We start from the raw sequence: 22,472 nt of genomic DNA, 5'->3' as shown, positions 1-22,472 counted from the left end.
TAAAAAGAGCCGTTGACGGGCATTCCCGCAACGCCAACTAGCTCAGCAGATTAAAAGATACAAAAACAATTGTGATACTTATGCATATCAATGCAACCAGGAAAGTATAATCTGCCACCTGCTCCAACCGCTCACTGTTTCTTCCATCCCTGCTTTTCAACGATAAAAAAGACAACAGGCAACTCGCCATCAACAGGATGGCGGCTATCCCGGTACAATCATCTATAATGGTAGCATGATTAAAATGCGCCACTTTAATGGAAGTGAGTACGATCAGGCAAAAGCCCAGCAGATTGGTAGAAGTGTTCAGTATGTGCGGCGACTTACTTTGATTTGCCATAGCCCCTATATTAAATGTTAATCATGATTAACAAAAGTCTTGTATTGCAAATGAATAAATTTTGTTGATAGTTTAGGGTCCTGATACCAGATCTTATGAAAAAAATAACACTTATAGCCCTGTGTTTGCCCGCATTCATAAATGCCCAACCCGCGAAATACATCCTGAACGGCAAACTGACCAAACAGAGCGGACCCGCCAAAGTATACCTGAACAAAGTAGTGAACGAAGCCCTGGTAGTAGATTCCGCAGTGGTACAAAATGGTGAATTCCGCTTTGAAGGCACTGTGGAAGGTCCCATCCGTGCCATGCTCATCCTCGATACCAAAGGAGGCGGCATCGATTTTATGCAGCTCCCCCCGGATGCGGATACCCGGATCTTCTTCCTGGAAGAAGGAACCACCAAAGTAGTGATCAACGAACGCGTGAGCAAAGCCCGTATCTCTTCCCCACTCAATGAGGAAGAAATTAATTTTAATAAGTCCATGAAATCTGTCCTGAAATCTATCCGCCAGCTTTCAAAAGAATACAACAGGGCGCCGGCCAGTAAAAAAGACGACAAAGGATTCCAGCAGCAAATGGCTCTGCGCTACCAGGTATCCTATGAAGCACAAAAACTCCTTCAACATAAATACATCGCCGAAAATCCCAACTCTTTTTTCAGCCTCATGGCACTGGAAGAACTGGCCGGTCTGGATGTAAACCCCGGCATGATAGAACCTATCTTCCTTAAACTCTCCGAAGAAATACGCAATACCACCGAAGGAAAAGCCTTTGCAGCAGAAATTGCCCGCGCCCGGAGCCTCACAGTTGGATCAGACGCCCCCGACTTTGAAGTGCCCGACATAAACGGGAAAATGGTGAGGCTGTCCGACTTCAAAGGCAAAACCGTATTCCTGGATTTCTGGGCCTCCTGGTGCGAGCCCTGCAGACGCGAACACCGCAAGATCCTGGAAGCCTACAAACAGTTCAAGGATAAAAACTTTACCATTATCAGCGTGGCACTCGACCCGCCGGCCGACCGGAAATATTTGCTCGAAGCCATTAAAGAAGACAGCATGGTATGGACCAACCTCGCTGATCCTAAAATAGATAAAAACCAGGCTGCCAGGGTGTATGGCGTGAAGGCTATCCCGCAGAACTTCCTGATAGATTCTACCGGCATGATCTTTAATAAAGACCTCTCCGGGGAATCACTCTACCAGCAATTAAACAGTTTACTGAACAAACAGAATGAGTAAAAAGCCATACATTTGCCCTTGTTAGTTATAAATATAATTTATTGTAAATATATAATACATGGACAAACAGCCCCTGTTCTGGGCCGCTAATCTCAAATTATTACGGACACGAAAGAAGATTTCCCAACAACACTTATCTGACTTACTTGGACTAAACCGGAACAAGATCACCGCACAGGAAAGCGGCAAAACGCGCAATCCCCGGATGGACGACCTGGCGCTGATTTCCGGCTATTTCAAAATAGACCTGGACCTCATGGTAAAAACAGACCTGTCGCAGCTGCCGGAAGAACAACTGCTGGAGCTGGAAACCGGAAAAAAAGTGGATCTAACAGGCAGGCATATACGTATTCTCCCCATTACGGTAGACAACAGCAACGAAGAAAACATGGAGTTTGTACCGGCACGCGCCAGGGCAGGCTACCGTAGCGGTTTCAGCGACCCGGCGTTTATTTCGGCATTGCCCAAATTTACCCTGCCCGGTTTACCCAGGGGTAAAACCATCCGCATGTTCCCCATCAGCGGCGACTCAATGGAGCCTATTCCGGATGGCAGTCATGTTATTGCGCAGTACCTGCAGGACTGGTCCCATTTAAAAGATAACACCGCCTGCATCCTGGTGCTGAAAGGCGGAGAAGAAGAAATTGTATTTAAAGTGGTAGGCAACCACATTAAACAAAACGGTACCTTATCGCTGCATTCACTGAACCCTCAATATGAAACAGTAACCGTAGCGATTGAAGAGGTACTGGAGATATGGACTTTCATCGGTTATATGAGCAAACAGTTCCCGGAGCTGAACTAAACCAATCCCGCCAGCGCAAGGCTTCCCGGTGGAAGATAATGAAGCGTTTCCAGCTCCTCCGGCGCCCTGATATTTTTGAACACGCCACCAGCGACCAGGATAATCCGGTCGCTGGTGGCGCGTAGAAGCTCCCTTTACTTATAATTCTCCCGGAACGCCTGCAATGCCTGTTCCATCCGGACTTTCAGCTTCTCTCCCTGCGGCCCGTCGCCGGGCTTGGCAATATGAAAAAGCGCCAGTGTATTATTTTCTTTCAGCTCCCGGCTGCCTTTGTCGCTCTCCGCTATGTGTACTACCGGGCCATCAAATTCCAGCCCGATGTAATAGTCATAGAACACGCCTTTGATAGAGCTTACCGGTGCGCTCAGGCGGTAAAGACTATAACTGTTTTCTACCGGGTAGCGGAAGGTCACCGACAGGATACCCTCTTCGCTCACGCGGAAAGACGATTCAATTTTTGCACCCGCCTCTGTGAGATAGGATAACTCCGGCGGGTATACGACGGCGGCATCGTTAAGTATTTTGGTAAATACGGCGGCGGCTTTGGCCCTGCTTCCCGGGTTGGCTGCCTGTTGCGCGAAGCTGTGAATGCTGAAAATGGTCAGCAGGATGCCGACAAATAAGTAGCGTTGTTTCATAGGTATAATTTCCGGATAGGTGATTTGTTTACGCCCGTAAATATAATATTTTTAAACTATATATCTATCCCCCGGAAATTGAATGATAAAATTGCCGTCTTTGTATACCTGCAGGGAGATACAGCCTTCTGTCAGACCCGCTTCTTTTTAAGATTGTTTACAATCTTTTAAATTTCATTAACAAGTTATTTTTCTCTTTCATACTAATTTCATCCTCACATTAAGAGACCTGTGATTTGTTCAGAAAATCGATTTAGCAAGATAATAATTTTATCAGACCAAAAGTAAATTAATAACAGAAAAAGGAGTTTATCAGGCCAGCATTCAGCTATCGGAAATAACGATGGTATTTATCAAATCAAAATCAGTCAACAACAACGCATACGTTTAGCAATATTTATTCCGGGCATAATACGTCAACCAATATCATAATAACAACTGGGTAATCAGCATTCCAGTATCATTCATCAGTTTCAAATCAATTTACATGACTGTTAATTTTACACAAAACAGCCGTAACGGCGCTGTTATGTTATTAACGTTCTGCCTCACCTTCCTATGCCTGAGAGGTACCGCACAGGTAAAATCTGTCTCCACACAGATCACCGTATCAGGCACAGTAAAGGATGGTTCAGACGGCAACCCATTGCCGGGCGTATCTGTAAGCATTTCAGATACCAAATCAGGAGCTATCACCAACACGGATGGCGGCTACACGCTCAAAATGAATCCGGGCAGCACACTTACCTTCAGCATGATGGGCTACCTCCCCTACTCGGTAACAGTAAAGGAAGCCAACGCACACCTGAATGTAGTATTGCCGGTAGACAAAAAAGTGTTGAAAGATGTGGTAGTTATCGGTTACCAGGAAACATCCCGCAAAACAGTTACCGCGGCCGTTACTTCCATTAATCCGAAAACATTACTGGATGTGCCCACGCCCACCTTCGACGCATTGCTGCAGGGACGCGCACCCGGCCTGGATGTACAGAACTACTCCGGTGAACCCGGCGTAAGAAGCAACGTGGTAATGCGTGGTAACACCGCCGTGAGCCGTAACATCAACAGCGACTTTACCAGCAACTCCGGAAAGGCCAGTCTCGCCCGCGCATTGAGCGGCCCCCTCTACGTAATAGACGGCGTACCGCAAACCACGGAAGACATTGCCGCCATCAATTACGGCTCCGGTACCAACACCGACGTAATGGCCGGCATCTCCATCAACGATATTCAAAGCATCGATATCCTCAAAGATGCCTCTGCAGCCGCGATCTACGGATCAAGAGGCGCAGGCGGGGTAATCATCATCAAAACAAAAAGAGGGATCTCCGGTAAACCGAAAATTGATTTCGCTACCTATCATGGCTTCACCGAAATGCCGCAGCTGGACAAAGTGCTGATCGGCGCAGAAGAACGCCGCGCAAAAATGGAGTTGATCAATCACTACGGCAACTGGGGTACCCTGAAAAATATTCCGCAGGTGCTGACCGACAGTCTCAATCCCGCTTTCAATAATGCCAACGATTACCAGGGCGGTATGTATCAAACCGGCCGGGTAGACAACTACGACCTCTCCATTTCCGGTGGTAATAACCTGATCAACTACCGCTATGGTCTTAACTATTACAGTGAAGATGGGATCATCCGGAAATCCGGCTTAAAGCGTTATAGCTTTAGCAGCAGCACCGGCCTGAACCTCTCTCCGAATGTACAGATCAATACACAAATCCGTTATTCAAAAATAGACCGCCCAAGATCTATTAACGATCTCTCCGGCGGCTACGGTCCTTTCAACGGCGGATACTATGCCTCCAACGCATTGCCTACTTCCCTGCTGTATATGACCGATGCCAACAAAGACTTCATCTTTGGCAACACCACCAGCGGCACAGATCAGAACAGCAATGATAACCTGTCTATCAGCCCGATCATTGAATGGAAGATCTCCAGCAAATTTAACTTCACCACGGTGATCTCCTTTACACAAACCAACAGCCGGATGGACTCCTACACCCCCGGCGCTGTAAGGAGAGATGGAACCGGTAAAGCCACCAGTTTTGTTGATAAATCCAACAACTACTTAATGAGCAATACCCTCCAGTATACCACCACGCTGAATACCAATCACTCGTTCAACTTACTGGCCGGTCAGAATACAGAGTACTGGGAATACCGGGCTACACAATCCAGCGCTATCGGCATTCCGAATGACCAGATCCGCACCGTTACCGTGCTCAATAAAAACCTGGCGGACACCCGCTCCGACCTGCTGCAGAGCGGTATCCAATCACTTTTCTTCAGAGCCAACTACGGCTATAAAGAACGTTACCTGTTATCAGCCGTAATCACTGCGGATGCCTCTTCCCGTTTTGGTAAAAATAACCGCTGGGGTTATTTCCCTTCCGTATCCGGTGGCTGGGTGATCAGCGACGAACCCGCCCTCAAATCTGCCAGCAGCTGGCTTAGCCTGTTGAAATTGCGCGCCAGCTATGGCGTAGCCGGCCGGCAACCGGATGGTGGCGATAACTACCTTTCTTATAATACTTACCGCATCGGTGCAGGTGATTTCCCTGGTAGCACCAATCCTGCTACAAATAGTAACTACGCCTTTGCATATAATGGTATTCCGGCTGTGTCTCTCAACTTCGACAAAGGACTTACCAACAATAGCCTGAGCTGGGAAAAGAGTACACAAAGCAATCTTGGTTTGGATGTAACCTTATATAACGGCAGGTTTAATGTAGTGGCCGATGCTTATATCAAGAATACCAACGGCGGTATCTTTAACCTGAACGTACCCGTAACCACAGGCTATTCCATCCTCACCGCCAATGCCATCGGCATACGCAACACCGGTGTGGAAGTGCAGTTCATTGCCAACGTACTGAAGCCATCTTCAAAATTCCAGTGGCAGGCATTATTAAACCTTGCACATAACGATAACCTCATCACTTCCCTGCCAAACGGAGGCCGTGATATTTATCTCGATAAATACCTGCTCCGCCAGGGACAAGCACTGAACTCGTATAACGTATTTAACAAAACAGGCGTCTACTTTACAGATGCAGATGTACCCGTAAATAAGGCAACCGGATTACCGCTCAATTTCTATGGTTATCCATTTAAAGGTGGCGACCCGATCTGGCAGGATTCCAACGGCGACGGCGTTCTCGATAACACCGACTACATACCGGCTGGTAACCCCAACCCTAAAGTAACCGGCGGTTTTGGTAATACTTTCAGCTATAAAAATTTTACGCTGTATGTGTTCTGTACTTTCACGGCAGGCCGTAAAGTGTTCAACGACTACCTCGCCGGAAAGCTTTCCCAGCTGGTACCTACGGATGATGGCGATCCAGATCCCTATCATTCCCTTTCCACCCATTCCATGCCCGACCTGAGCGGCATTAACTACTGGAGAAATCCGGGCGATAATGCAGCCTATCCGAGTCTCAGTTCCGTAAACGGTACCCGTTACAAATATGCCATGGTGAGTTCTGCCTGGATTGAAAGCGGCGCCTACTTCCGTGTGAAAAACGTATCCCTCTCCTACTCTTTCAAACAGGAAGTGCTGGATAAAATTCACTTCAGACGTTTAAGGATCTATGCGCTGGCCGACAACCTCTATATCTTCAAACAATCTAAAAACATACCTGATCCTGAGCAGGTGGATGCCTTTGGAGTATATAGCGGCAGTGGTTATCCCATTCCCAGAAAATTCACCCTGGGACTGGATCTTAGCCTTTAACCATAAAAAAGAAAATCATGAGAAAACAACGCTTATATATCGCTTATGCAGCTGCTGTTATTTCTGCAGCTACCCTGGTGTCGTCCTGCTCCAAAATACTGGACCTGGAACCGCATAACTCTACTTTTACCAGCGCTTATTTTTCTACGGAAACGGATGCCAAAACATCGCTTGCCGGCGCTTACGCCATCCTGCGTAATATCATGATCCGCGATAACTCCTGGCATAAATACGGAGACATTGTATCCGGAGAACTGAGTATCGACGGTGGCCGGGATAATGGCAACTACAATATTTCCAACGGCGAATTTGTTGGCCTCAACGTAGGCAGTGGCAACTGGAACTGGCAACAGTACTACCAGCTGCTGCAACAGTTAAACCTGATCATCAATAAAGTACCGGGTATCGACGACAGCAAATTCACAGATATCAATAACAAGCGGCATGTGATCGGGGAAGCCTATTTCCTCCGCGCCTTTACCTACTTCTATATGAGCCGCATCTGGGGAGATGTGCCTTTGAAACTGCAACCGGACCTGGATGTATCTACTGCGAAGAACATCCCGAGAAGCCCGGCCGACAGCGTATGGAAGCAATGCCTGGCCGATCTTGAAGTAGCTAAACAAAACCTGGATTTTGGTTATGAAGATGAATCTGAGCGTGCGGTAAGAGCCAATAAAGGCGCTGCATTTGCCCTGCAGGCACACATCCTGGCATGGAAAGGCGACTACGCCGGCTGCGAAGTAGCCGCGAATGAAGTGATCACCAACGGTGGTTACACCCTGATCGATTCTGCCAATTATATGAAAGTATTTATCGGCAAAACACAGGAGGGCATTTTTGAAATCAATATCAACGACGGACAATCAGAAGGAATTTCCCTCGCCACCAATGGCGGCGCAGGCGTTACCCTGATGATGCCGTTTATTGACGGAAAAGGATATATAGAATGGCCGGTTAATGAAAACTACCTGTCCATTTATCAAGACAAGGATAAAGATATCCGCTTCAAAGACTTCTTCTACGGTCTTGGCGGTAACCAGGGACAGATCATCAAGTTTTCCAACATTGCCTATGCCGACGGATCTGCCAAAAAAGATCCCCGTATGACCAATAACCTCACCATCTTCAGGCTGGCAGACATGCTGCTGCTCAGGGCAGAGGCGCTGAGTAAACTGGGTAAGGATGGCGATGCATTGCCCCTGCTTAACAGGGTACGCAAACGCGCAGGACTGGATGATTATGTGGGCACCGGCGACGGCCTTGCCGCTACCATCCTCGAAGAACGCCTGCGGGAGCTGTTCTACGAAGGCCATGCTTATTACGACCTGGTGCGTAATAAAAAACTGACTTCGTACAACGAACATTTCCCCGGCGATCAGTTTGAGAACGGCGGCTGGTTATGGCCTATTGATCCCACCATGTTCAAAGATGATTTCACCCTTACACAAACTCCTTACTGGAGAGGTAAACTCTAACCCATTAAAATCAGCAGTATGAAACACAAAATATATCTCTCTTTCATCGCTCTGGTAGCCGTGGTTTTATTTTCCTGTAAGAAGGAATATACCATCGGCGGCAGTTTGCATGATCCGCATGTAAACATGACCACATACGATTACCTGAAAACAAACCCGCTTTTTGATACCGTAGTGCTGATGATCGATAAAACAGGTTTGAAGGAAGAAGTAAATGCCACCGGCACCTTTTTTGCCATCACGGATTATGATCTCTCCAACTACATCAATTTACGGCAGGAGCTGGAACGCGTACGGAGAGTGGATCCTAACTATATCTTTACTTTCGACTCACTGGATTTTGGCGTCATGAGGGATTCCCTGCGGGCTTATCTCTTCAAAGACCTGATTCCTTTAGACAAGGCTACCAAAACCGGGAAACTGTACAAAGCAAACGACGGGGAACTCCGCCTGGTACAAGGCATTCCCAGCAGGGATTATACCGACGGAAGTGTGTTCACGCAATACCCGGTATACCTGTACCTGACCAAGCTGATTGCAAAACCCGGCTATCCTGTTCCCGTAACGGATGCCGACCTGGCCAACACCATACCGGAGCAATACCTGCAAACCCGCTGTCAGACGACCGGTATACTTACCACCAACGGAATACTGCATGTGCTGAATAACAATCACACCTTCACCTATTTCGCGGATACGTTTAACTGAGTTTTCACCTTTACGCAATGATCATGAAAAGAAATATAAAAATATTCGGCGCCGTGGTGATGGCTGTTTCGGCAGCTATGTACGGTTGCTCCAAAGTGGAAAACGGTTTTCTCAGCAACCAGATTCGTTACGTGGATAACCCGATTAAAATAAAACGGGGCCAGGTACAATCCACCAACCCCGTTAGTAACGACGGTTCCAGCGCGCCCGTGGTATACAAGCTCCTGGATATCCGCGATGCAGTAAAACACACGCATGCCGACTCTGTATTTACCAATTACGAGCGCTATGAGTGGATCGGGAAATTTGATCCGGAAAAAGATACCACCGTGGAGTTGCTGAATAAAAAGAGACAAAAAGTAAACACCCCCTGCTTTGAATTCAACGAGCATACCGGCGCTTTTACTTTTTACGGTACCTCCATCAAAGTGCCACTGGGTACCTATGAATTTGATATCCAGGCTTCCAATCAGAACGGCAGCAAAGAGTATAAAAACATTGCCACCTTTACCCTGATAGATGAACCACCCTATCATGTGGGTGACGGCGGTGCTGCCTGGTTCAAAGACGGCACCACTACCAGTGGCGATTTGGGCGTACCTACCGTTACCATCAGGAAGATCTCCGATGAAGGCACCAATATCATCCTGAAGATCGCGGACCAGAACGGCCGCTATTTTAACCCGGCCAAAGGAGAGATCATCCGGAGAGGCGACCGCAGCGACTTCCAGACCTATGCACAGTTTCATCCACTGGAGAGAACGGATACCAGCATGGTCTGCAACTTTGAAACCACGCCATTCCCTTTATTACAAAGTGCTTACGGATACCTGATCTACTATCGTATTCCCAGCCAGTTTGTAACAGTAGATCCGGGTTACGCACCCACCAACGAAAAGATCTATAACGTAAACCCACGGTTCCAGTTCCAGATTTTCCAGGAGGGTACTTATGAGGTAGTTGTTAAAATAAAACACGTGAACAGGATTATTTAGCAACGATAGAAAGATGAATGAAGTAAGAAAGCCTTTCCGGTAATGCGGGAAGGCTTTTTTATGTAAGAAAGGAATACTCCCCCACCAGTTTCCACGGGCCTTTTAAATACCGCCACACCTCTATCCCGGTGGCAGTTACCTCAAAAGGACGGAAGTTGGCCATTAGTTGTTCATGCGCCTGTTGCGCTTTAAAAGCCGTTACCTGGTTCATGATGGTGATATGCGGCCGTAACGGCTGCCGGTCGCGCGGAATGAGCCAGGGTGACCATTGGGTTTGCAACGCTTCATGTAACGCCTGCAATTCCGCGGACATCAGCGTATAGGCAATACCGTTGGTATACCGCTGCACTTCATTGACCTGTAACACAAAGGAAGGCCGCGCAACCATCGTAGCCAGGGAGGTAATGATCTGTGGTTCATCCGCCGGCAGGCGGTAAAATAAAGTAAGATGTGCGTGTACCTCGTTGGCATGAGCAGGATAATACTGCCGGCGCATCCGGTTAAAGAATGCGGCGTCATCGGGCTGAAGCTGCAGGGTAACGATGAAAGATGCCATATCAGATGCGAAGATAATAATGCAGCACCGGTTTACAACCACTAAAAAAAAGACCGCCCCATAAAGAGACGGTCTTTCTTTTGTCTTCATCATTGTTACCGGTTCACGAGACCAGTAAACTTCTTACTGTACACCCCAGCTTTTGTTAGGTTTGGGGCCCATGAACAGTTCCAGCGTTCCGCCATCGGTTAATTGCTGATGCGTAAACGTGGGTTTGTTCAAAGGTTTGCCATTGAACTTGGCCTGTTGAATATATTTATTTACCATGGAGCTGTTGTGCGCAATCACGGTAAACTGTTTTTTGTCAGGCAATGCGATGCTTACATTTTCAAACACCGGGCTGCCAATAGTATACTCCGGGATACCGGGCGTTACCGGGTAAAAGCCCATAGAAGAAAATACCACGAAGGCCGACATACCACCACCGTCTTCATCGCCGGGAATACCAAAGATGTTATCCTTAAACCAGGTATCCAGTAGGAAGCGGATACGTTGCTGCGTTTTCCAGGGAGCACCGGTGTAGTTATATAAGTAAGGAATATGGAAGCTGGGTTCATTCCCCATAGAGTATTGTCCTACGAGGCCGGTGGCATCCGGGAATTTGCTCCAGAAAGCGTAGCGCGACATATCCAGTGGTTCGCGGAACAGCTGATCCAGTCTTTTTTCAAAAGCATCTTTACCACCCATCAGGCTGATGAGACCGGGGATATCCTGCTGCACCTGCCAGAGGTAAGTCCAGCCGTTGTTTTCATCATAGAAATCACGGCCACCGATACCACCGTCGTATTTTACGTTGATGTCGATCCATTCTCCGTTCCCATCTTTTGGCAGGAAAAACTGTTTATCGGCATTCCAGAGATTTTTATAATTCTTCGCTCTTGGTGCAAACAACCGCTGGTCATCTTTCTTATTCAGATCACCCGCCAGTTCAGACAATGCCCAGTCGTCGTAGCTGCCGCCTAAGGTAACAGCTACTGCCTGTCTTTTTTCAAAAGGATGCACCACGGGTTCGGTTTCTTTTTCGCCGATGCGCAGTGCAGGGAAATAGCCTTTGTTGTGATACACATCATCAAGCGCTGTTTTAGGACCGTTGCGCCATGGAAGCATGGTAGCTTCTGTGGCGTTTTTCCGCATGCCTTCATAGGCTTTTTCTATATCGAAATTTTTCAGTCCCTTCCGGTGTGCGTCCAGCATTACTACAGAAGAATGGAACCCGTTCATACAGGCATGATCGCCAAACAGCACGGGGAAAGTAGGCAACCAGCCGCTTTGCTCGTACATATGTACAAATGACTGCAGCATATCTTCTTCCTTTGCAGGGTTGAGGATCATTCTCAGCGGATGCAGCGCCAGGTAGGTATCCCAGGTCCAGTCATCCACATAAAAAGGGCGGTTGTCTTTGTGGATCTGTTTATCATAACCGCTGTAATATTGCCCGTCTTCCGTAATATCCACAGCCCTTTCATAGCAACGGTATAAAGCGGTATAGAAAGAGCGTTGTTGCGCCGGTGTACCACCTTTTACTTTAACCTGGTTCATTACATCTGCCCAGGCTTTTTTTCCATTGGCGGCTACGGCATCAAAATCTTTCTTACTGATTTCTTCTTCATAACTTTTCTTTGCCTGTTCCGGGCTGATATAGCTGATCGCATATTTAAAAGTAACTTCCTTTGTGGCGGCAGGGAAACTGATAAACGCTTTGATTCCTTTACCAGCAATATTTTTATGATTGCTCAACTGTCCCTGTTCCACCACACCGGGCGTACCTGCTTCGCTGAAAACGCCGTACAGGTATACCTTTACATAGTCGTTATAGGTTTCCATACCGGTTACTACGTTGTTGGGCAGGAAGCTGTAAGCCGCTTCGCCATCATTGTAGGTACCAAACAGCAGGGATTTTTCTTTACCGTTGGGAAAACGGAAACGGTAGTAACCTGTTTTTTTACCGGCGGTAAATTCCACGTTTACTTCTTCCTCCAGCAGCCACGTAGAGTAATACCAGGGACGGTTGGTTTCCAGGTTATGGTCATATGCCATGCGGGCTTGCCAGTTTTTTTCCGACAACGCGCCGGTGGCAGGCTTTACAGAGAATACCTGGCCAAGCCGGTGTGATACCACGTTCAATGGAAAGTCGGAGATCTGGTCGTCCATAAAATCTTTCCGTTGCGGCGTAAACCGGATCAGCTGATTCGGCAACTGCACGGTGGGCCGGGTGGGTTCCAGCAGCTGCCCTACGTTTCCTATGGTAGGGTCAATCAGGTCGATGGGTTGCTTTGCTCCGGGGATCGTATCATACACCGCAGCATGTGCACGGCCGGATAAGCATACAAAAGGTGTCAGCAACAGAAGGCTGTACAGCTTCCAGTTTGTTTTTTTCATTCACTAAAATTTATACGCAGGGAGAATTCCTCATTGGTCAGAGAGCGAATTAACAAAATAGTTTAATCATGCACAAGGCATGATTAAACTATTTACGGGCCAAATCAAAAAGTACTTAGTATGTTGGGTTTTGTGTCCATCCAGGGCTCAGGTTCAGATCCCGGAAGGGAATCGGAGCAATATATTTAGGACCCGGGTTAACAACAGCAGCAGGATTCAACGGAAGATCCTTGAACTCATTTGGATCGCGGCGGGCAATTACTTTTGGCAGCAACTGCAAACGAACGATATCGAACCAGCGTTGACCGAATTCACCGGCAAACTCATATTTGCGTTCATTCACTACAGAGTCGCGGAAAGCCACTGCCGTTAAACCCTTTACGATGTTTGGTAAACCGGCGCGGCGTCTTACCCTGTTCAGCGCTTCGTAAGCATCATCAGAAACGGTGTTGGCCGCCATTGCAGAAGCTTCTGCGTAGGTGAGCAATGTTTCTGCAAAGCGAACAATATCGGTGGTTTTGTTGGTGCTGGCGTTAAAGCTTACTACCTGGGTAGGCGTTTCAACAATACCATCACCGGCGCCATAACGGAATTTGTTATAGTAAGGATGGTGCGTGGCTGTTCTCGGATCATCCCATCTTACCACGCCGATCTTATTGCTCTTAATTTGTGTATGGAATGTTTGATCGGTACGTTTACAAACCGGTGCATCCTTGAAGTAGTTGATTTCAGGGAAGAAGTCATCCCATCCGCCTTCATCATCAGGAATACAGGTGGCGCCAAAGGAGCGGTTTGGCAACTGGCCGCCTACATTGTATTGCAGCCCGAATACAGATTCAATATTATTATTGGTTTTGAATACATCGAGGTAGTCGGCCATCAGGTCGTATTTTCCTGCATCCATTACGGCCTTTGCTTCTGTAGCAGCCAGCGCATAGTTGGAGTGCTGGTTAAGAGGCCAGCCTGCCATGGTGAGGTATACATTTGCCAGCACGGCTCTTGCAGCCAATGCGCCGGGTCTGCCTACATTTACGCCGGTCCATTTGTCGGGCAGCATTTCAGCAGCCTTTTTCAGATCGGCGATGATCAGTTCGTATACTTTGGCGGGTTCTTCTCTTGCCGGTGTTACGGTGATATCTGCCGGACCGGTAACAATAGGCAATGCGCCAAATGTTCTTACCAGATAGAAATAACACAGTCCACGGAGAAAGTATGCCTGCCCGCCGGAATACGTACGTTGCTGAATGGCTTCGTTGGTAGTAGCCGCTACTTTCTCAAAATTGGTGATCACGTTGTTGGCCTGGTAAATGGTATTCCATGGCCCTTCCCATTCGCTTCTCATACTGGCGTTGGTGGTGGTACCCTGGAGCCGGTCAAATTCCCGCGAATCTGCTTTGTTGGATGCAGGGTGCGTGGTTAAGTCGTCAGAGCCAAAGTAGCTGGTCATTTTACTGGTAAAACCCCATGCGCCATCTACAGCAAGCGCCCTGAAAGCGGAGGTTACGGCGCCGTCCAGTTCACTTTGTGTATTAAAATAATTGCCCGGGGTGAGTGTTGCTCTTGGATCTTCCGTCAGCTTCACGCAGGATGATACGCCGATCATGGCTGCAATAGTTAAAGGGAGGAAATATTTTTTGTTCATAATAGTAATTTTTTAGAAAACAGAATCAATTATAAACCAAGTCTTAAACCAATCGTATAGGTTTTGGGGTTAGGTATTGTACCTGTTTCCAAACCTTGTGTGATGGCATTGGTAGCATTGGTTACTTCCGGATCGTAGCCAGGGTAATTGGTGATGGTCCAGATATTCTGGGCGCTGATATAAACATCCAGGCTGCGTGCATGGATCCTGCCCAGCAGTGATTCCGGAATAGTATAAGTGAGGGAGATATTTTTCAGCTTGATGTAGCTGGCGTCATATACATAACGGCTGCTTTTGATTTCGTTCTGGTTGCCGTAGGTAGGAACGTCTGTCTGTTTTTCAGGCGTCCACATATCGAGGAGCTGCGCATTGGTGGCATCGCGTGCATCTCCCAGTCCGCCCATTGTATACGCCTGTGTGAAGGAATACATCTGGTTGCCGTGCGTGCCCTGGAACATTACATTCAGGCTCCAGTTTTTATAGGAGAAATCGTTGATGAAGCCGAAATAGTATTTAGGCATACCGTTGCCAATAGTGGTGAGATCGCCGCCGGAGAGTTTATGATCGCCATCGAGGTCAGCATACTTTGTATCTCCCGGCTTCTTGCCATATAAAGCGGCTTCCGTTTTCTCTTCACTTTTCCAGGTGCCCAGGTATTTGTAACCATAGAAGGTACCCAGCGGTTCGCCTACTTTAATGATAGACACACCCTGCTGTGCAGAACCGATACCATTTACGATGATATTGTCCTGACCACCCAGATCCAATACTTCGTTCCTGTTGAAAGAGATATTGAAGTTACTGGTCCACTTGAAATCTTTTCCAACAACGGGCATACCGCCTACGCTGAATTCCAGACCTGTATTTCTTACGCTGCCGATATTACGCTGGAAGCTTCCGCCGCCATAGTAGAAAGGGTTATCGGTGGCGTACAGCAGGTCGGATACTTTTTTATTATAGGCATCCGCGGTGAAGGTTAAGCGGCCACGCCAGAATTCCATATCCAGTCCCACATCATAGGTGGTGTTCTTTTCCCATTGCAGCATGGTGGATACCGGTGTTCCCAGTGGCGTATTTACACTCGATGTACTGCCGTCGAAATAGTATGGCAGTGCTGTACCGATCTGGGCAATGGTAGAATAAGCAGGAACGGCCTGGTTACCTGTTTGACCATAGCTGGCGCGGATCTTCAGGCCGGTTACTACTTTTGAGCCGGCCATGAATCCTTCTTTGTCTACCGCCCATCCCAATGCAACTGCGGGGAAAGTGGAGTATTTCTCTACCAGGTGGGAAGATCCGTCTGTACGGACAGAAACGGTTAACAGGTACTTATCTTTAAAGGCGTAGTTCACCCTTCCCATGTAGGAAATCAGCGCATCTGCCCAGTAGCCGCTGCTGGTGGACTGGGTTTTACCTAATCCCAGGTTCCAGTAGCCGAGGCTGTAGGTAGATAACTGGTTGGCCTGTGCAATGGTGCTGGTATTGGTTTTGGAAGCCTGTTCCACCAACGCGGTAACGGTGAGTGAATGATCACCGAAACGGTTGTTATAAGTCAGGAAGTTGGAGTTCTGCCAGCTTCTGTACCGGTTGTTTTCCATTTTCGCATAGTCGTTACCGTTAAACGCTTCGTTGGTTCCCGGAGGGAAAACGGATTGCGTTTGCTGGTGCTGCAACTCATAACTGTTATTGGAAGTAAAGGTGAGGTGGTCAATGATCCGGTAGGTAAAAACACCGGTGGCAGTTAAGTTGGAAGTTTTTCCATCTACCGAACGGCTCATGATATTTTGTACCGGGTTTTTAGCCAGGGAGGCGAAATTCGACTGACTGATATAATCACCTGCCGCATTTCTTACGGGGCTGGTGGGATCCCACATACTGGATTGGGAGAACGGATCAACGATATCGCCGGAGAAATCTGTGTTGTGCGATTCCGGCAGCAAACCGGTAATATTTACTTTCAGATCCATTTTCCTGTTCAGCTTAATATCCACGTTGGCGCGCAGCGTATTTCTTTTATAGCCGGAGTTAATCAGCAGTCCTGGCTGATCAAGATGATTATAGGAGAAATAGTACTTTACATTTTCAGAACCGCCGGATACGCCAACCTGGTAGTTTTGTGTTAATGGCTTGCGGGTCAGTTCATCCTGCCAGTCGGTGCCGCCTGGGTTTTTCTGAAGCTCCGCGAGTTGGGCATCGGTAAACGGATGGCCTGTTCCGGCAACATCTCCTTTTTTATTTACCTGCTGCGCAAACTCGTAGGCGTTCATCAGGTTTAATTTTTTTGGCAAAGACGCTTTGCTTATCCAGGCGCTTGCATCTACGCGGGGCTTCCCTGATTTACCGGTTTTGGTTGTTACCATTACCACGCCGTTAGATCCGCGGGAACCGTAGATGGCGGTGGCAGAAGCATCTTTCAGAATTTCCATGCTTTCAATGTCGCTGGGTGCAATTGATTCCAGGTTGCCGCCGATGTAACCATCGATTACGTACAACGGATCATTGCCGCCGGTGATGGAGCTGGCGCCACGGATCCTTACACTGATCCCCCTGCCAGGCTGACCACTGTTGCTTTGCACCGTTACGCCGGAAGTAGTACCCTGCAAAGCCTGTTCTACTCTTACCAAAGGACGTTTGGCAATTTCCACGGCTTTCACGGAGCTGGTAGCGCCGGTTACGTCGCTCTTTTTCTGTGTGCCATATCCCACTACTACGATATCATTCAGGGATCTGGCATCCGTTTTTAATGTGATGGATAAGTCGCTGCCGGTTACCGCTACCTCCTGTGTGAGATAGCCGATATAGGAAATCACCAGCACCGGGGACGCTGTTTCGCCGGTGGCAACCTGGAATTCGCCCTGTGCATTGGTAGGACTTGAAATGTTGGTACCTTTTACTCTAACGGTTGCTCCGGGTAGTGGTTGGCCGGTTTCATCCAGCACTTTACCCTTTGTCAACTGCTTTTGTGCATAGGCCTGCAGCAGGCCCGATGCGAGGAGCATCAGCAATAGTAATCTTTTCATAACGCGAACGATATTTCGATTGATAAGAAAATAATGAATGCAAGTAAGCATCACCGGCCTAACAGCAGCGCTAATAATGAACTAACAGCCGTATTAATGTGCTATTTTTTTAATTTTTTTTTGAGAGAAGAAGATATTAATCCCTTTCAAAGGATTTAAACAACTCCGCCGGCAACACAGGCTGGCGCCGGCGATCAAAAATATAATTACCCATCATGAGGTAATCCATTTCCGTTCGCATAAAAGCAAGCCATGCATCTTCCGGCGTATTCACTACCGGCTCTCCCCTTACATTAAAAGAGGTATTGATCAACACACTGCAACCCGTTAGTTTTTTAAAACAATTAATAAGTTGCCAGAGCTTTGGATGAAGCGTATGGTGTACGGTTTGTACCCTCGCAGAATAATCGAGGTGTATAACCGCGGGGATAGCAGCGCGTTGCTGATGCAACCGTTCATATATGGAGGCGGTAGTGTCTGCAGCTATATTGGTACACAGTGCTTCTTTTAGGGTGGTAGTAAATAACATATAGGGAGAAGCAGTGGCATCGTTAAAATAATGGTGCGCATCTTCTGCCAGTACCGCGGGTGCAAAGGGACGGAAGCTTTCGCGGAATTTTATTTTCGCGTTGAGTTGCTGTTGCATGGCGGCCTGCCGCGGATCCGCAAGGATGCTCCGGTTGCCGAGGGCACGCGGACCAAACTCCATCCGGTCGTGGTACCAGCCCACCACTTTTCCGTTGGCCAGGTGCTCACTCACTTCCTGCGTGAGTACATCAAAGTCCGGCTGATGAACCGCCACCGCCGCATAGCGGACCAGCAGCTTCCGGATATCAGCGTCGCCATAAGCGGGGCCGAGAAATGCGCCCTGCATCCCATCTTCTCCCGGAAAAAAAATACGCGCCTGCTCCATCCCTATATGATAAGCGGCGTATGCAGCGCCCAATGCGCCGCCCGCATCACCGGCAGCAGGTTGTATCCAGATATCCTTAAAAATACCCGCGGCTTTTATTTTATGATTCGCCACACAGTTGAGCGCCACACCGCCTGCCATCACCAGGTGATGACTCCCCGTAATTTCTTTTGCCGTGCGTGCCAGCGCTACTACAATTTCTTCTATAACCTGTTGAATGGCCAGCGCCAGGTTCATGTGTTCCTGCGTGATGGCGGATTCCGGCTCGCGGCGGGAAAAACCAAACAGCGCTTCCCACAATGGGGTGGCCGTCATTTTTAACCCGGTGGCGAATTCAAAATAATCCATGTTCAGCAGGATGGAACCATCGTTTCGTATATCCACCAACGTTGCCAGGATCTTTTCCCGGAACGCAACGGTTTGCGGGGCATCCGGCAGGCCGTAAGGCGACAGTCCCATTAATTTATACTCGCCGCTGTTTACTTTAAACCCCAGGAAATAAGTAAAGGCGGCATATAATAAGCCGGGAGAATGCGGAAAACGCAGCTCCCTTAAAATTTTGATATCACTATTGGCACCATAACAAATGGTAGTGGTAGCCCACTCTCCTACACCATCAACCGTAAGAATGGCCGCGGATTCAAAAGGCGACGGATAAAAAGCGCTGGCAGCATGGGATAAATGGTGTTCAGGAAAATACAGCGGCACTTTCACGGTGGCTCCCAATGCGCGGAACTGGCGCCGGAGCATTTTCTTCATAAACACTTTCTCCTTCATCCACACCGGCATAGCCGTAATAAAGCTGCGCCAGCCACGCGGTACAAAGGCGTGATAGGTTTCCAGCAGCCGTTCAAATTTCAGCAGCGGTTTATCATAAAACGCCACGGCAGTCAGCTCATCAAAAGAGATGCCCGCTTCCGACAATACATATTTAATGGCCTGCGCCGGGAAAGAAGCATCCTGCTTTATGCGCGTAAAACGTTCTTCCTGTGCGGCCGCAACAATGCGCCCGTCGATGATCAGCGCGGCAGCGCTGTCGTGATAAAATGCGGATATGCCCAGGATAATTTTCCTCAACGCAATTAAAATATGGCATAAATAAAAGGCGCCAGCGCCGAAGCACTGGTTAATGCTACCAGCGATGCCAGCAACAGCAGCACGATGATCAGCGGAAGCAACCAGAACTTCTTACGTGTTCTTAAAAAGTAAAGCAGTTCATGCAGAAATTCCATGACGTATAATTATGACCGTTTTAAAATGTGTGCTGCAAATCCTCTTTCGTATATACATGATTACGTATATCCATTACCGATGTCTTTTCTTTTTTGAACCTGCGCAGCTGCAACGCATCTTTGCCCCGCCACTTCCGCCATATGCCCACGGGCACTACCACCAGCACAAAAACAAGGGTAAGGAGTATGCGTATATTTATTTCTCCCAAAACTTTTGCTAACCCAAACCAGGTTACGGCCAGCGGATAAAAAAGCCGGGGCGCCAGCATGGTGATAAGCAGCACCGGCAGCGCAACGGCTACCAGCCTGAAATCACGGAAATACAACGCTGCCGCCAGTAGCGCTGTGGCAGCCACCTGTCCAGATTCAATGCATTGCTGCCGGGTAATGTTGGTGAAGCCTTTCCACATGGCTATACTTTTTTCAGTTGACTTTGCATCGTAAGTGCATCCCGGTTGCCCGGCGAGGCATGCAATACTTTTTCTACGTATAGTACGGCGCCATCTTTATTTCCCATCCGGTAGTACAGTCCGGCGATCTGGTTAAGCACGTCTATATTTGCCGGCTCCCTTGCCGCCTTTGTTTGCAGCTCCAGGATCTGCAACAGGCAATCTTTTACGGGCAGCAGGTTTAACCGCCGTTCGTTATGATCGATGGCATAATCCAGGTAAGGCAACGCTTCGCTGGCGTTGTCCTGTTTCAGGTAAAGCACAAAAAGCGTTCTGGCCACGTCAAATGAGGGCGACATACCAAATACTTTTTTAAAGTAGAAGATCGCTTCCGGCGTATTATCCAGCTTGCCATAGTAGTTACCGGCTTCTTCATAGTAGCCTGTTTCTGTAGGATGTTCCTGTACCCATGCCGCCACGATGGTAGCGGCCCTGGCAAAATCGCCGTTTTGATTATAGGTATTATAGAGCTGTTGCAATGCCGCTGCCCAGGATGTTTTCCTGAAAGCTACTTTATAAGCAAGCTGCTCTTCTGCACTGGAAATCAGCATGGTATCGGAAACGTGCGTTTTATTAAAAGGCCAGCTTCTTTTCAGGTTGGCAATCTTGTAGGCGCCGGACAAGCTATCGATCACGGTAACAGGCATCGTTTGCTGCAGCTGTGCAAAGCTCATTTCTGTTTCGGGCGACGCTTTGAAAAGTCCCTGCGCTTTCATGGTATTATAAAACACATCCGACAACAGCGCATAGCCTTTCAGGTTAGGATGCACATGTTCCAGGATCAGGTCATTGCCGATAATATGGCCGGCGCTGGCAGCTTCAAAAGCGGCATTGGCATCTACCAGGTGAGCGTTTTTATATTTGCTGCACAGCTCCAGCATCACCTTATTGAGTTTGGAGGGCGCACGGAAACGAAGCGCATCAAGATCCCTTGCTTTATCGAAATACGTTTTGGCGGCGGTGCTGTCGCCGTTATGCAGGGTTAATAATCCCAGGTAGTAGTTGCAGCCGGCGTGCGCGTTATAACTGTATTCCGCGGCCATGAAATGCTGCAACGCCATGGCCGAATCTCCTTTGGCAATGGCCTGTTCGCCCTGATGGTACGCGGTATTGAAGCCGGGGTACTTTGTGGAGTCGGGTGCTACGCTGATAAAAGGGAACAGGTCTTTTTCGGTGGATACCAGGTTGCTGATGAATACCGGCACGTTGGCCTGATCCAGTATGTGCAGCGTGTTATCCATGTTGGTAGTGAACTGGGTGATGCCTCTTTCGTACATATCCGATCCGAAAGGGATCTGTTGCGCTGCCACCATCATTTCCATGCGGGTTTTGCCGGCGCCTTCCGTACTGGCGGGTTTCAGCGTGGAAATTTTGTGGAGCGCACTGGCCATGAGCTGGGTGATCCGGAATTCCCGGAGCTTCAGCACCAGGTGGATGAGGAAAGGACTGCCGGCTACTTTGTCGGTGCTGCCCGTGCCCAGGCAACCATAATACTCATTATGACCGGTATAAATAAGTACGGCATCCGGCTGATACGGCAATAATTCTTTTGTAAAACCGGCTACTGTATAGGAATTAACGCCTGTTAGTGAAAGATTAATGATCTCCAGGCGTTTCTCCGGGCAGGAATGCATGAGGCGGTATTGCAGCCAGCGGTGAAAGGAGCCGTTATGAAAATAAGGATACCCGATAGTGGTGGATTCACCCAATACGAAGATGCGAAGGGTACCGGAGTCTTTTACTTTCTTAAATAATTCACTATTTCCTTTGGTGGCGATTTCTGCATTGGAAAAATATTTCAGGGAGGCGGCGGGGTTGAGCTGGTAATAATTCTTGTTTTGGGGAGATGTAATAAAGAGCTCCAGGTTGTGGCCATAATTAAATAACCGCAGTCCTGCTTCCACTCCACCGATAATTAAAAAGGGAAAAAGAATGCTGATGATTTTAATCACCAGCATTCTTTTTTTTTGTAATAAAGCGGCCTGAGTGCCATAGTCGTGGAATCTTGTCTTATTCATTTCAATGCAATTTATACGGCGCGCCTTAATGGCAGCACTAATAATGCACTAACTGTAAAAAAAATTTAGCGGATGGATCGCCTTCGGCGATGGAAATTGTCTTGGAACAGGATTAGGCTGATTATATTGATTACGCTGATTTGATTATCGTTTGTTTTTTATTATAGATTTAATAAAGGATTCAGGAAGATATAAGCGGATATATTATCTCTTATCTCCATTTATTAATTATTAATCATAAAAAATCAAAACATAATCAAATCAGCGTAATCAATATAATCAGCCTAATCCTGTTCCAAGACAATCGCCG

Annotated in this window: 16 protein-coding genes; 6 read left to right on the top strand and 10 right to left on the bottom strand. The window is 47.9% G+C overall.

What is annotated here, in order from left to right; translation table 11 throughout:
• Window positions 1-37: 37 nt before the first annotated feature.
• Entirely contained in the window at window positions 38-340 is a 303-nt protein-coding gene (locus PV783_RS18490; protein ID WP_079467591.1) for a hypothetical protein, read from the bottom strand.
• 95 nt (window positions 341-435) lie between these two features.
• Here PV783_RS18490 and PV783_RS18485 point away from each other — a divergent pair, with 95 nt between their 5' ends.
• Window positions 436-1,581 (top strand): redoxin domain-containing protein, encoded by a 1,146-nt coding sequence (locus tag PV783_RS18485; protein WP_420989111.1) that lies wholly within the window; start codon window positions 436-438, stop codon window positions 1,579-1,581.
• Window positions 1,582-1,639: 58 nt separating this feature from the next.
• On the top strand, window positions 1,640-2,386 hold the full coding sequence (locus PV783_RS18480; protein ID WP_420989110.1) for an XRE family transcriptional regulator: 747 nt from the start codon (window positions 1,640-1,642) through the stop codon (window positions 2,384-2,386).
• 134 nt (window positions 2,387-2,520) lie between these two features.
• On the opposite strand, the gene PV783_RS18475 is transcribed toward PV783_RS18480, so the two are convergent.
• Window positions 2,521-3,024, bottom strand: coding sequence for a hypothetical protein (locus PV783_RS18475; protein ID WP_420989109.1), 504 nt, complete (start codon window positions 3,022-3,024; stop codon window positions 2,521-2,523).
• Between the two features lie 487 nt (window positions 3,025-3,511).
• Here PV783_RS18475 and PV783_RS18470 point away from each other — a divergent pair, with 487 nt between their 5' ends.
• The 4 genes from PV783_RS18470 to PV783_RS18455 are packed head-to-tail and all read left to right on the top strand — an operon-like array spanning window position 3,512 to window position 9,953.
• Complete coding sequence (locus PV783_RS18470; RefSeq protein ID WP_420989108.1) at window positions 3,512-6,772, top strand: SusC/RagA family TonB-linked outer membrane protein; 3,261 nt, start codon at window positions 3,512-3,514, stop codon at window positions 6,770-6,772.
• A 17-nt stretch (window positions 6,773-6,789) separates the two neighbouring features.
• Window positions 6,790-8,250, top strand: coding sequence for a RagB/SusD family nutrient uptake outer membrane protein (locus PV783_RS18465; protein WP_420989107.1), 1,461 nt, complete (start codon window positions 6,790-6,792; stop codon window positions 8,248-8,250).
• Between the two features lie 18 nt (window positions 8,251-8,268).
• Complete coding sequence (locus PV783_RS18460; protein ID WP_420989106.1) at window positions 8,269-8,958, top strand: hypothetical protein; 690 nt, start codon at window positions 8,269-8,271, stop codon at window positions 8,956-8,958.
• 23 nt (window positions 8,959-8,981) lie between these two features.
• A complete protein-coding gene (locus PV783_RS18455; RefSeq protein WP_420989105.1) occupies window positions 8,982-9,953 on the top strand; it encodes a DUF5007 domain-containing protein in 972 nt (323 codons plus the stop codon).
• Between the two features lie 58 nt (window positions 9,954-10,011).
• Here the strand turns inward: PV783_RS18455 and PV783_RS18450 are convergent, their stop codons facing one another.
• From PV783_RS18450 to PV783_RS18415, 8 genes are all read right to left on the bottom strand, one after another.
• On the bottom strand, window positions 10,012-10,509 hold the full coding sequence (locus PV783_RS18450) for a 2'-5' RNA ligase family protein (RefSeq protein WP_420989104.1): 498 nt from the start codon (window positions 10,507-10,509) through the stop codon (window positions 10,012-10,014).
• Window positions 10,510-10,632: 123 nt separating this feature from the next.
• Window positions 10,633-12,888, bottom strand: a complete 2,256-nt coding sequence (locus PV783_RS18445) for a GH92 family glycosyl hydrolase (protein ID WP_420989103.1) — start codon at window positions 12,886-12,888, stop codon at window positions 10,633-10,635.
• A gap of 115 nt (window positions 12,889-13,003) precedes the next feature.
• A complete protein-coding gene (locus tag PV783_RS18440; RefSeq protein ID WP_420989102.1) occupies window positions 13,004-14,530 on the bottom strand; it encodes a RagB/SusD family nutrient uptake outer membrane protein in 1,527 nt (508 codons plus the stop codon).
• Between the two features lie 29 nt (window positions 14,531-14,559).
• Window positions 14,560-17,550 carry a SusC/RagA family TonB-linked outer membrane protein gene (locus PV783_RS18435; protein WP_420989101.1) on the bottom strand — a complete coding sequence of 997 codons (2,991 nt, stop codon included), beginning with the start codon at window positions 17,548-17,550 and terminating at the stop codon, window positions 14,560-14,562.
• 136 nt (window positions 17,551-17,686) lie between these two features.
• Entirely contained in the window at window positions 17,687-19,540 is a 1,854-nt protein-coding gene (locus tag PV783_RS18430) for a carbamoyltransferase (protein WP_420989100.1), read from the bottom strand.
• Window positions 19,541-19,545: 5 nt separating this feature from the next.
• Window positions 19,546-19,695, bottom strand: a complete 150-nt coding sequence (locus PV783_RS18425) for a DUF5989 family protein (protein ID WP_168771530.1) — start codon at window positions 19,693-19,695, stop codon at window positions 19,546-19,548.
• 20 nt (window positions 19,696-19,715) lie between these two features.
• Window positions 19,716-20,105 carry an SxtJ family membrane protein gene (locus tag PV783_RS18420; RefSeq protein WP_111580445.1) on the bottom strand — a complete coding sequence of 130 codons (390 nt, stop codon included), beginning with the start codon at window positions 20,103-20,105 and terminating at the stop codon, window positions 19,716-19,718.
• 2 nt (window positions 20,106-20,107) lie between these two features.
• The gene (locus PV783_RS18415; protein ID WP_420989099.1) at window positions 20,108-22,162 is read right to left on the bottom strand and encodes a hypothetical protein; all 2,055 of its coding nucleotides are present in this window, start codon (window positions 22,160-22,162) and stop codon (window positions 20,108-20,110) included.
• Between the last annotated feature and the right edge of the window lie 310 nt (window positions 22,163-22,472).

It is taken from the genome of Chitinophaga sp. CC14, assembly GCF_048957795.1.
GTDB classification, from domain to species: Bacteria; Bacteroidota; Bacteroidia; order Chitinophagales; family Chitinophagaceae; genus Chitinophaga; species Chitinophaga ginsengisegetis.
This window is presented reverse-complemented; position numbering and strand designations above follow the sequence as displayed.

Coding starts and splice junctions, on each gene's coding strand:
- PV783_RS18465 (WP_420989107.1), top strand. CDS start 6,790: ATGAGAAAACAACGCTTATATATCGCTTATGCAGCTGCTGTTATTTCT.
- PV783_RS18480 (WP_420989110.1), top strand. CDS start 1,640: ATGGACAAACAGCCCCTGTTCTGGGCCGCTAATCTCAAATTATTACGG.
- PV783_RS18420 (WP_111580445.1), bottom strand. CDS start 20,105: ATGTGGAAAGGCTTCACCAACATTACCCGGCAGCAATGCATTGAATCT.
- PV783_RS18425 (WP_168771530.1), bottom strand. CDS start 19,695: ATGGAATTTCTGCATGAACTGCTTTACTTTTTAAGAACACGTAAGAAG.
- PV783_RS18450 (WP_420989104.1), bottom strand. CDS start 10,509: ATGGCATCTTTCATCGTTACCCTGCAGCTTCAGCCCGATGACGCCGCA.
- PV783_RS18485 (WP_420989111.1), top strand. CDS start 436: ATGAAAAAAATAACACTTATAGCCCTGTGTTTGCCCGCATTCATAAAT.
- PV783_RS18475 (WP_420989109.1), bottom strand. CDS start 3,024: ATGAAACAACGCTACTTATTTGTCGGCATCCTGCTGACCATTTTCAGC.
- PV783_RS18490 (WP_079467591.1), bottom strand. CDS start 340: ATGGCAAATCAAAGTAAGTCGCCGCACATACTGAACACTTCTACCAAT.
- PV783_RS18470 (WP_420989108.1), top strand. CDS start 3,512: ATGACTGTTAATTTTACACAAAACAGCCGTAACGGCGCTGTTATGTTA.
- PV783_RS18435 (WP_420989101.1), bottom strand. CDS start 17,550: ATGAAAAGATTACTATTGCTGATGCTCCTCGCATCGGGCCTGCTGCAG.
- PV783_RS18415 (WP_420989099.1), bottom strand. CDS start 22,162: ATGAATAAGACAAGATTCCACGACTATGGCACTCAGGCCGCTTTATTA.
- PV783_RS18440 (WP_420989102.1), bottom strand. CDS start 14,530: ATGAACAAAAAATATTTCCTCCCTTTAACTATTGCAGCCATGATCGGC.
- PV783_RS18455 (WP_420989105.1), top strand. CDS start 8,982: ATGAAAAGAAATATAAAAATATTCGGCGCCGTGGTGATGGCTGTTTCG.
- PV783_RS18445 (WP_420989103.1), bottom strand. CDS start 12,888: ATGAAAAAAACAAACTGGAAGCTGTACAGCCTTCTGTTGCTGACACCT.
- PV783_RS18460 (WP_420989106.1), top strand. CDS start 8,269: ATGAAACACAAAATATATCTCTCTTTCATCGCTCTGGTAGCCGTGGTT.